The organism is Mycobacterium sp. (assembly GCF_025933915.1).
GTDB lineage: Bacteria > Actinomycetota > Actinomycetes > Mycobacteriales > Mycobacteriaceae > Mycobacterium.
In genome coordinates this window covers 23,024-33,728 of sequence record NZ_JAICZA010000037.1, presented here as the reverse complement: position 1 = coordinate 33,728, position 10,705 = coordinate 23,024, and the positions used below count along the sequence as shown (strand labels likewise).

The 10,705-nt window shown below is 67.9% G+C and carries 8 protein-coding genes; all 8 read left to right on the top strand.

Features of this window, described 5'->3' with window-relative positions; all coding sequences use genetic code 11:
* On the top strand, positions 1–1,605 hold a 1,605-nt coding region (gene eccA3 / locus Q0W90_RS08585; protein WP_297774108.1), incomplete at its 5' end, for a type VII secretion system ESX-3 AAA family ATPase EccA3.
* Positions 1,602–3,227, top strand: a complete 1,626-nt coding sequence (gene eccB, locus Q0W90_RS08580) for a type VII secretion protein EccB (protein ID WP_297594540.1) — start codon at positions 1,602–1,604, stop codon at positions 3,225–3,227. The genes eccA3 and eccB, both read left to right, overlap by 4 nt.
* Positions 3,224–7,213 (top strand): type VII secretion protein EccCa, encoded by a 3,990-nt coding sequence (gene eccCa / locus Q0W90_RS08575; protein WP_297774104.1) that lies wholly within the window; start codon positions 3,224–3,226, stop codon positions 7,211–7,213. The genes eccB and eccCa overlap by 4 nt, the downstream gene beginning before the upstream one ends.
* A gap of 2 nt (positions 7,214–7,215) precedes the next feature.
* On the top strand, positions 7,216–7,524 hold the full coding sequence (locus Q0W90_RS08570) for a PE family protein (protein WP_064953654.1): 309 nt from the start codon (positions 7,216–7,218) through the stop codon (positions 7,522–7,524).
* Between the two features lie 2 nt (positions 7,525–7,526).
* Positions 7,527–9,026 carry a PPE family protein gene (locus tag Q0W90_RS08565; protein WP_297594550.1) on the top strand — a complete coding sequence of 500 codons (1,500 nt, stop codon included), beginning with the start codon at positions 7,527–7,529 and terminating at the stop codon, positions 9,024–9,026.
* 63 nt (positions 9,027–9,089) lie between these two features.
* The gene (locus tag Q0W90_RS08560) at positions 9,090–9,383 is read left to right on the top strand and encodes a WXG100 family type VII secretion target (protein ID WP_293048008.1); all 294 of its coding nucleotides are present in this window, start codon (positions 9,090–9,092) and stop codon (positions 9,381–9,383) included.
* Between the two features lie 43 nt (positions 9,384–9,426).
* Positions 9,427–9,717: a WXG100 family type VII secretion target gene (locus Q0W90_RS08555; RefSeq protein WP_008261663.1), complete on the top strand. Its 291-nt coding sequence runs from the start codon at positions 9,427–9,429 to the stop codon at positions 9,715–9,717.
* 20 nt (positions 9,718–9,737) lie between these two features.
* A complete protein-coding gene (locus Q0W90_RS08550) occupies positions 9,738–10,640 on the top strand; it encodes an ESX secretion-associated protein EspG (RefSeq protein WP_297697973.1) in 903 nt (300 codons plus the stop codon).
* The last annotated feature ends 65 nt before the right edge of the window (positions 10,641–10,705 follow it).

Here is a 10,705-nt window from a genome sequence, read left to right as displayed (position 1 = left end):
GTGCTCGAGGCGGTATCGCGCACCGCGGCCACCGCGGGCGTGCTGCAGCGCCAGGTGGACCTCGCGCCCGACTCGCTGGGCTTTCGCTACGACACCGGACTGTATCTACAGTTTCGCGCCACCACTCCCGATGACTTCCACCTCGCCTACGCGGCCTCGCTGGCCATGGCCGGACGATTTGCTGACGCCGATAGCATCGTCGCCGGCCTGGCCGCCGACCGCCCGAACTGGCGCGAAGCCCGCTGGGTGTCCGTCGTCATCAACTACCGCGCCGAGCGCTGGTCGGACGTCGTCAAGCTGCTGACCCCGATCGTCAACGACACGGATCTCGACGACGCTTTCTCGCACGCGGCCAAGATCGCCCTGGGCACCTCGCTGGCCCGACTGGGAATGTTCGCCCCGGCGCTGTCCTATCTCGAGGAGCCCGACGGTCCCGTCGTAGTGGCGGCCGTCGACGGCGCCCTGGCCAAAGCGCTGGTGCTGCGCGCGCACGTCGATGAGGACGCGGCGAGCGAAGTGCTGCAGGACCTCTACGCCGCCCACCCCGAGAACGAACAGGTCGAGCAGGCCCTGACTGACACGAGTTTCGGCATGGTGACCACCACGGCGGCCCGCATCGAGGCCCGCACCGATCCGTGGGACCCCGAGACAGAGCCCAGCGCCGAGGATTTCGTCGATCCCGCCGCACACGAACGCAAGGCCGTGCTGCTGCACGAGGCCGAACGCCAGCTCGCCGAATTCATCGGCCTCGATGAGGTCAAAAACCAGGTGTCCCGGCTGAAGAGCTCGGTCGCCATGGAACTGGTCCGTAAGCAGCGTGGGCTCGCGGTCGCACAGCGGGCCCACCACCTGGTCTTCGCCGGCCCGCCCGGAACCGGTAAGACCACCATCGCCCGCGTGGTCGCCAAAATCTATTGTGGGCTAGGACTTTTGAAGCGGGAAAACATCCGAGAGGTCCACCGGGCCGATCTCATCGGTCAGCACATCGGCGAGACCGAGGCCAAGACCAACGCGATCATCGACAGCGCGCTCGACGGCGTGCTGTTTCTCGACGAGGCCTACGCGCTGGTCGCCACGGGCGCCAAGAACGACTTCGGGCTGGTGGCCATCGACACGCTGCTGGCGCGGATGGAGAACGATCGCGACCGCCTGGTGGTCATCATCGCCGGGTACCGTGCCGACCTGGACAAGTTTCTGGACACCAACGAGGGCTTGCGTTCTCGGTTCACCCGCAACATCGACTTCCCCTCCTACGCACCGTCGGAACTGGTCGAGATAGCGCACACGATGGCCGAGCAACGCGACAGCATCTTCGAACCGGCCGCGCTCGAACACATGGAGGCGTTGTTCACGAAGTTGGCAAACGAGTCGACACCCGATGCCAACGGAATCTCGCGACGCAACCTGGACATCGCCGGTAACGGTCGATTCGTCCGAAACATCGTCGAACGCTCCGAAGAAGAACGAGAGTTCCGGCTCGACCATTCGGAACACGCCGGAACCGGCGAATTCAGTGACGAGGAGCTGATGACGATCACCGACGACGACGTCGCAAGGTCGGTCGAGCCGCTGCTGCGCGGCCTTGGGCTGTCGGTGCCGGCATGACTTCCAATAATCAACCCGACGAACGACGTTCGTTCTCCTCTCGCACCCCGGTCAACGACAACCCCGACCAGGTCGAGTACCGGCGCGGTTTCGTCACCCGGCACCAGGTCAGCGGTTGGCGGTTCGTGATGCGCCGGATCGCCTCCGGTATTGCGTTGCACGACACCAGGATGCTCGTCGACCCCCTGCGCACGCAGACCCGCGCGGTGGCGATGGGCGCGGTCCTTCTGGTCACCGGCCTGGCCGGCTGCTTCGTGTTCTCGATGATCCGGCCCAACGGGACGGCGGGCACCAACGCGGTGCTCGCCGACCGGTCAACCGCCGCACTGTATGTCCGTGTCGGCGAGGACCTGCATCCGGTGCTCAACCTGACCTCGGCCCGGCTGATCACGGGCCGGGCGGTAGACCCGACCATGGTGAAAAGCAGTGAGCTGGACCGGTTTCCGCGGGGCAACCTGATCGGCATCCCGGGTGCACCGGAACGTATGGTGCAAAGCTCCTCCGCCGATGCGAACTGGACGGTGTGCGACGCCGTCAGCGAGCCGGCCCAGGGTGGGCACACCGCCCACAGCACCGGCGTCACGGTGATCGCCGGCCGGCCGGACAGCAGCGGCGCCCGCGCCGCCACTCTCGCGCCGCGACAGGGGATCCTCGCCGAGAGGGACGGCGCCACCTGGTTGTTGTGGGAAGGCAAGCGCAGTCAGATCAACCTGACCGACCACGCGATCACCAACGCACTTGGCTTGGGACAGGGCAACTCTGAGATTCCCGCACCCCGGCCCATCGCGCTGGGCCTGTTCAACGCGATACCCGAGGCGCCGCCGTTGACCGCGCCGGGCATCCCGAACGCCGGCGCGCCGGCACCCTTCAGCGTGCCGGCACCGATCGGGGCGGTGGTGGTGTCCTACACCCTGGATCAGAGCTCCTCGGGTGCGCCGCGCTACTACGCGGTGTTGCCCGACGGCCTGCAGCAGATCTCGTCGGTGCTCGCCGCGATCCTGCGCAACTCGAATTCCTATGGGCTGGACCAACCGCCGCGGCTCGGCGCCGATGCGGTGGCCAAGCTGCCGGTGTCGCGGATGCTGGACACCGCGCGGTATCCGGACCAGCAGGTCACCCTGGTGGATACGGCCAAGTCCCCCGTCACGTGCGCCTATTGGGGCAAGCCGGCCGGGGCCGCCAGCAGCTCGCTGAACCTGCTGTCCGGCTCGGCCCTGCCGATGGCCGAATCGATACGCACCGTCGACCTGGTGGGCGGCGGCTCGCCGACAACCGCCACCCGCGTCGCCATGGCGCCGGGCACCGGCTACTTCATCCAGACCGTCGGCGGCGGGCCGAACTCGCCGGGCGCCGGGTCACTGTTCTGGGTCTCTGACACCGGTGTCCGTTACGGCATCGACAACGAGGCGGAGCACTCGGCCGCCGGACACGGCAAAACGGTTGAGGCCCTTGGCCTTACCGGTTCCCCGGTCCCCATTCCGTGGTCGGTGCTATCGCTGTTTGCGAATGGCCCGACGTTATCGCGCGCCGACGCGCTGCTGGCACACGACGGGCTGACGCCCGACCAGAAGCCCGGCCGTGTCACCGCTGCTGCAAGGGAAGCCGAGGGAACCCCCCGATGAGCCGACTGATCTTCGAAGCGCGCCGCCGGCTGGCGCCGCCGGCGACCCGCAAGGGCACCATCGCCATCGAGGCACCGCCCGAGCTGCCCCGGGTGATTCCGCCGTCGTTCCTGCGCCGGGCGATGCCCTACGTGCTGGTGATCCTGATCGTCGGCATGATCGTCGCCCTGTTCGCGACCGGGATGCGGTTGATCTCTCCGCAGACCCTGTTCTTCCCGTTCGTGCTGTTGCTGGCCGCGACCGCGATGTACCGCGGGAACGACAACAAGATGCGCACCGAGGAGGTCGACGCCGAGCGCGCCGACTACCTGCGCTACCTGTCGGTGGTCCGGGACAACATCCGCACCCAGGCCGCCGCGCAGCGCGCCGCCGCGCAGTGGTCCCATCCGGAGCCGGCGGCGCTGGCCGCCGTGCCCGGATCGCGCCGTCAGTGGGAGCGCGACCCGCACGATCCCGACTTCCTGGTGCTGCGGGCCGGCCGCCACCACGTGCCCCTGGCGACCGCCCTGCGAGTGAACGACACCGCGGACGAAATCGACCTGGAGCCGGTGTCGCACAGCGCATTACGCAGCCTGCTCGACACCCACCGCACGGTGCGCGACGTACCGACTGGAATCGACCTGGCCAAAGTGTCCCGGATCACCGTGCTGGGATCGGAAGACGAGGCGCGCTCGGCGATGCGCGCGTGGATCGCTCAGGCGGTGACGTGGCACGACCCGACGGTGCTCGGGGTCGCGCTGGCCACTCCCGATCTCGAGAGCGCGGACTGGTCGTGGCTGAAGTGGTTGCCGCACGTCGACATCCCCGGTGAGCTCGACGGGGTCGGGGCGGCCCGCTTCATGGCGACCAATGTCGATGAACTGGTCGCCAGTCTGGGCTCGGCGCTCGTCGACCGTCCGGCGTTCACCGGCGAGCCCGCCGACGCGCTGCGGCACCTGCTGATCGTCGTCGACGACCCCGATTACGACCTGAACGCCTCGACGCTGGCGATGGGCCGGGCGGGCGTCACCGTCGTGCACCGCGGCGCCACGGCACCGAATCGCGAGCAGTATTCGGACCCGGAGAAGCCGATCCTGCGCATCAGCGGGAAGGACGGCGGCGGCAGCCGAGCCGTGGTCATCGAGCGATGGCAGACCGGCGGCTGGCAGCCGTACATCGACGACGCCGACCAGCTGGATGCCGACGAGGCCGCCCACCTGGCGCGCCTGTTGTCGCGCTGGGACTCCAACCCGACGCACACCGGGTTGCGCTCGGCGGCCACCCGCGGTGCCACGTTCACCACGATGCTGGGCATCCCGGACGCGTCCGAACTGGATGTGCCCACCCTGTGGGCGCCCCGCCGCCGCGAGGACGAGTTGCGCATTCCGATCGGGGTCACGGCGACCGGTGAGCCGCTGATGTTCGACCTCAAGGACGAAGCCGAGGGCGGGATGGGCCCGCACGGTCTGATGATCGGTATGACGGGCTCGGGCAAGTCCCAGACCCTGATGTCGATCCTGTTGTCGCTGTTGACGACTCATTCGGCGGACCGGTTGATCGTCATCTACGCCGACTTCAAGGGCGAGGCCGGTGCCGACAGCTTCCGCCATTTCCCGCAGGTTGTCGCGGTGATCTCCAACATGGCCGAGAAGAAGTCGCTGGCCGACCGGTTCGCCGACACGCTGCGCGGCGAGGTGGCCCGGCGGGAGACGCTGCTGCGTGAAGCCGGCCGACGGGTGCAGGGCAGCGCGTTCAACTCGGTGGTCGAGTACGAGAACGCCATCGCTGCCGGGCACGACTTGGCGCCGATCCCGACGCTGTTCGTGGTGGCCGACGAGTTCACCCTGATGCTGTCCGACCACCCGGAATACGCGGAGCTCTTCGATTACGTTGCCCGCAAAGGCCGTTCGTTCCGCATCCACATCCTGTTCGCATCGCAGACGTTGGATGTCGGCAAGATCAAGGACATCGACAAGAACACCTCCTACCGCATCGGGCTGAAGGTGGCCAGTCCCAGCGTTTCCCGCCAGATCATCGGCGTGGAGGACGCCTATCACATCGAATCCGGCAAGGAGCACAAGGGCGTGGGCTTCTTGGTGCCCGCACCGGGTGCGACCCCGATCAAGTTCCGCAGCACCTATGTCGACGGTATCTACGATCCGCCGCAGAAGGCCAAATCGTTGGTGGTGGCGTCAATCCCGGAACCGAAGGTGTTCACGGCCGGGCGGGTCGAGCCCGATCAGGACACCGTGATCCACAGCCCCGAGGACGTTGAACTGAGCGGGCCGCCGCGCAAGCTCATCGCGACCATCGGCGATCAGTTGGCCGGCTACGGTCCGCGTGCGCCACAGTTGTGGCTGCCGCCGCTGGACGAGCCGATCCCGGTGACCGCGATGCTGGCCCGGGCCGGCGTGCCGCCGCGGCAGTGGCAGTGGCCACTCGGCGAGATCGACAAGCCGTTCGAGATGCGCCGCGACCCACTGGTCTTCGATGCCTCCTCGTCAGCCGGGAACATGATGATTCACGGTGGTCCCAAATCGGGGAAGTCGACTGCGCTGCAGACGTTCATGCTGTCGGCGGCCAGCCTGCACTCGCCGCGCGAGGTCACGTTCTACTGCCTGGATTACGGCGGCGGGAAACTGCGTGCGCTCGACGGTCTGGCGCACGTCGGCAGTGTCGCCTCGGCGCTGGAGCCCGAACGGATCCGGCGTACCTTCGGAGAGCTCGAGCAGCTGCTGTTGTCGCGGCAGCGGCGCGAAGCGTTCCGGGACAAGCACGGCACGGCACCCGACGATGGGTTCGGCGAGGTTTTCCTGCTCATCGACAACCTCTATGCGTTCGGCCGTGACAACACGGACCAGTTCAACACGCGAAACCCGTTGTTGGCCAAGGTCACCGAGCTGGTCAACATTGGGTTGGCGTACGGCATCCACGTCGTCATCACCACGCCCAGCTGGCTGGAGGTGCCGCTGGCGATGCGGGAGGGCCTCGGGTTGCGACTCGAGCTCAAGCTGCACGATCCGCGGGACAGCAATGTGCGGGTGGTCGGCGCTCTGCGCCGGCCCGCCGAAGCGGTGCCGCATGACCAACCCGGTCGCGGATTGACGATGGCCGCAGAGCATTTCCTGTTCGCCGCCCCCGAGCTGGACCAGATCGCCGAGATCAACGACCGCTACCCGGGCATGGCCGCGCCGCCGGTGCGCCTGCTGCCCACCAACCTCGCCCCGGAGGCGGTCGGGTCGCTGTACCGCGGGCCGGAACAGGTGGTCATCGGCCAGCGCGAGGAGGATCTCGCGCCGGTGGTGGTCGACTTCGCCGACAACCCGCTGCTGATGGTGTTCGGCGACAGCAAGTCGGGCAAGACGACGCTGCTGCGCCACCTCATTCGCACGGTCCGCGAACACTCCTCGCCGGAGCAGGTGGCCTTCACGGTGCTCGACCGGCGGCTGCACCTCGTCGACGAGCCGTTGTTCGCCGACAACGAGTACACGGCCAACATCGACCGCATCATCCCGGCGATGCTGGGTCTGGCAAACCTCATCGAATCGCGCCGGCCGCCGGCCGGCCGGTCGCCGGCCGAACTGTCCCGCTGGACGTTTGCGGGCCACACCCACTACCTGATCATCGACGACGTTGACCAGATACCGGACTCGCCGGCGATGAGCGGACCCTACGTCGGGCAACGCCCGTGGTCTCCGCTGATCGGGTTGCTTTCGCAGGCAGCCGATTTGGGGGTGCGGGTGATCGTCACCGCACGTGCCACCGGTTCGGGGCACGCGCTGATGACGAACCCGCTGCTGCGCCGCTTCAACGACCTGCAGGCGACCACGTTGATGCTGGCGGGCAACCCGCAGGACAGCGGCAAGATCCGCGGTCAACGATTCGGCCGCATGCCTGCCGGACGGGCGATCCTGTTGGGCGACAGCGACGGTCCGACGTACGTGCAGTTGATCAACCCCTTGATCGGGGAATCCGTAATGGCAAGTGAAGCGCAACGGGAGGAGTAGAGATGACGCTGCGAGTGGTTCCCGAAGGTTTGGCCGCCACCAGTGCCGCGGTGGAGGCGCTGACGGCACGGCTGGCGGCCGCACACGCTGCGGCGGCCCCGGCGATCACGGCGGTGGTGCCGCCGGCGGTCGATCCGGTATCGCTGCAAACGGCTGTCGGGTTCAGCGCTCAGGGCCAGGAGCACTCGGCCGTGGCGGCCCAGGGCGTCGAAGAACTGGGCCGTGCCGGGGTCGGTGTCGGGGAAGCCGGCGCAAGCTATCTCGCGGGAGACACCGCGGCCGCTGCGACGTTCGGGATCGCGGGCGCCTGACGATGACTTCCCCTTTCGGCCCCATCTGGATGGCGTCGCCACCGGAGGTGCATTCGGCGTTGTTGAGCGCCGGTCCGGGACCGGGGCCGCTGTTGGCGGCCGCCGGGGCGTGGACCTCGCTCAGCGCCCAATACGCCACGGCGGCCGGCGAACTCAGCGCGCTGTTGGGGGAGGCGCAGGCGGGGGCCTGGGAAGGGCCGAGCGCCGAGCAGTATGTGGCGGCCCACGTGCCGTATCTGGCATGGCTGCAGCAGGCCAGTGCCGACAGCGCGGGCGCCGCGGCGCAGCAAGAGGTCGCGGCGACGGCGTACACGGCCGCGTTGGCCGCCATGCCGACGCTGGGGGAGCTCGCCACCAACCACACCGTGCACGGGGTGCTGGTGGGGACGAATTTCTTTGGCATCAACACCATTCCGATCGCGGTCAACGAAGCCGACTACGCGCGGATGTGGGTCCAGGCGGCCACCACCATGGGCACCTATCAGGTCGTCTCGGGCTCGGCGCTGGCCGCCGCGCCGCGCACGATGGCCGCCCCGGCCATCGTGACTCCCGGCGGCGAAACCAACAACCTCACGGCCAACACCGCGCAGGACACCTCCAACCCCGGGGACTGGTGGCAGAACTTCATCCAGCAGCTGTCCAAGTTCCTGCAGGATTTCTTCCAGAACATCCAGCAGATGCTGCAGAACTTCTTCTCGAATCTGCCGGCGTTCCTGGCGGCCAACGGACCGCTGCTGTTCTTCGTCGCTTACCAGGTGTTCTTCAACGCCGTGGGCTGGCCGACCTGGGGCGCGATCCTGACCGCGCCGTTCCTGATTCCGATCCTGCTGGGCGTCGGACTGAGCCACCTGCTCACCACGCCCGTCGACGTCGCGCCGGAGGCGGCCGCGCCCGCCGCCGTGGTCCCCGTCCTGACATCCAACAAACCGTCAATGCTTCCGGCGGTCGCCCTGGCCCCGACGGTCGCGACTCCCGCCGGCGCCCCGGCCACCACGGTCGCGGCCGGCACCGGCGCGCCCGCCGCCCCGGCGCCGGCGGCGGCGGCGGCAAACTTCGCCTATCTGATCGCCGTCGGCGGTGACCCGGACACCGGCGTCGGTCCCACCCTGGGCGGCCGTGGCGGTGCCAAGGCGCCCGCGGCGACCATCCCAGCGGCGGGTGCAGCGGCCGCGAGCCGGGCCGAGTCTCGAGCGCGCCGCCGGCGGCGGGCCGCGTTGCACGACTATGGCGACGAGTTCCTGGATATGGACTCCGATTTCGGTGTGTCCCCGGATTACGGCGACGAGGAGGAGCTGGCCGCGGCGGTCGCATCCGCGCAGGGAGCCGGACCGCTCGGGTTCGCCGGGACCAAGCAGAGACAGAAGGCGTTTCAGGCGGCTGGATTGACCAAGCTGGCCGACGACGACTTCGGCGGCGGCCCACGGATGCCGATGGTGCCCGGCACGTGGGAGCACGACGCCGCCAACGGGACGGGCCGAACCGAGCCGGGGAAGGGGGGATAAGGCAGTAAGCCACATGCAGGTGAATTACCGAAACCCCAACGGACGCAAAAGAAAGGAATCACCATGAGTATGTTGGACGCTCATATCCCGCAGTTGGTAGCTTCGCAATCGGCGTTCAGCGCCAAGGCGGCGCTGCTGCGCAGCACGATCAGCCAGGCCGAGCAGGAAGCGATGTCGGCCCAGGCATTCCACCAGGGCGAGTCCTCGGCGGCATTCCAGGCCGCGCACGCGCGGTTCGTGGAGGTCGCCGCACGCGTCAACACGCTGCTGGATATCGCCCAGGCCAACCTCGGCGACGCCGCCGGCACCTATGTGGCCGCGGATTCGGCCGCCGCGTCCGGCTACACCGCGTTCTGACACATCCGCTTTTAGACGCCATCAACCCGCGAAAGGACTTGTGATGTCGCAGATCATGTACAACTACCCGGCGATGTTGAGCCACGCCGCCGACATGTCGGGGTATGCCGGCACGATGCAGGGGCTCGGTGCCGATATCTCCGCCGAGCAGGCCACGTTGTCCAACGCCTGGCAGGGTGACACCGGTATGACCTACCAGGTGTGGCAGGCCCAGTGGAACCAGGCCATGGAAAGCCTGGTGCGCGCGTATCAGTCGATGGCCAGCACCCACGAGGCCAACACCATGTCCATGCTGGCCCGCGACCAGGCCGAAGCCGCCAAGTGGGGCGGCTAGCTCGTGGCTGAACGAGCCTGATGGAACCAGCTCCCAACGCCGTCGAGCTGACGGTCGAGCACGCGTGGTTCATCGCGGAAACGATTGGGGCGGGAAGCTTCCCGTGGGTATTGGCAATCACCTGCCCCTATCGCGATGCCGCGGAACGGAACGCGTTCCTCGACCGTCAGAAGGCGGAGCTGACCCAGCTGGGCCTGGTATCGGCGGCCGGACTGATCAACCCCGCGGTTGCCGAGTGGATCAAGGTCGTGTGTTTTCCCGAGCGGTGGCTCGACCTGCGTTACGTCGGCCCCACCAACGACACCGGTGAGGCCGGCGGAACCGCCGAACTGCTGCGCGGCATCGTCGCACAGCGCACCGGTGTCGCCGGCCGGGGACAGATGACGGTGGTCGCGTTGCGCAGTGCACAGCTGATCACGTTCACCGCCATGGACATCGACGATCCGCGTGCCCTGGTACCGGTCCTCACCGTCGGGCTCACGCAGCGGCAACCGGCCCGGTTCCACGAGTTCAGCCTGCCCACCCGGGTGGGCGCCCGAGCCGACGAGCGTCTGCGTTCCGGCGCTCCGCTGGCCGAAGTCCTTGACTACCTTGGTATTCCGCAATCGGCGCGCCCGGTGGTGGAGTCGGTGTTCAACGGACGGCGAAGCTACGTCGAGATCGTCGCCGGTTGCCACCGCGACGGCCGGCACTCCACCACCGAGGTGGGAATGAGCATTGTCGACACAGGCGAGGGGCGGGTCCTGGTCAGCCCGTCCCGCGCGTTCGACGGCGAGTGGGTTTCGAACTTCAGCCCGGGAACCCCGTTCGCGATCGCCGTCGCGATCGAACAACTGACCGCCCAACTGCCCGACGCCGGATGGTTCTCCGAACACCGGTTAGCTCGAGACTTTTCCCCTTCAACACTGTCCGTCCAACACTGAGAGAACTAGAGAAGAGAGCACGATGTTCCAGGAACGGCCGCAACATTCTTCGAGGGTCCGGTGAC

What these genes read in the sequence shown, in the direction of transcription:
- Q0W90_RS08550 (WP_297697973.1), top strand. Translation starts at nt 9,738, where the DNA reads ATGGAACCAGCTCCCAACGCCGTCGAGCTGACGGTCGAGCACGCGTGG.
- eccCa (WP_297774104.1), top strand. Translation starts at nt 3,224, where the DNA reads ATGAGCCGACTGATCTTCGAAGCGCGCCGCCGGCTGGCGCCGCCGGCG.
- Q0W90_RS08570 (WP_064953654.1), top strand. Translation starts at nt 7,216, where the DNA reads ATGACGCTGCGAGTGGTTCCCGAAGGTTTGGCCGCCACCAGTGCCGCG.
- eccB (WP_297594540.1), top strand. Translation starts at nt 1,602, where the DNA reads ATGACTTCCAATAATCAACCCGACGAACGACGTTCGTTCTCCTCTCGC.
- Q0W90_RS08555 (WP_008261663.1), top strand. Translation starts at nt 9,427, where the DNA reads ATGTCGCAGATCATGTACAACTACCCGGCGATGTTGAGCCACGCCGCC.
- Q0W90_RS08560 (WP_293048008.1), top strand. Translation starts at nt 9,090, where the DNA reads ATGAGTATGTTGGACGCTCATATCCCGCAGTTGGTAGCTTCGCAATCG.
- Q0W90_RS08565 (WP_297594550.1), top strand. Translation starts at nt 7,527, where the DNA reads ATGACTTCCCCTTTCGGCCCCATCTGGATGGCGTCGCCACCGGAGGTG.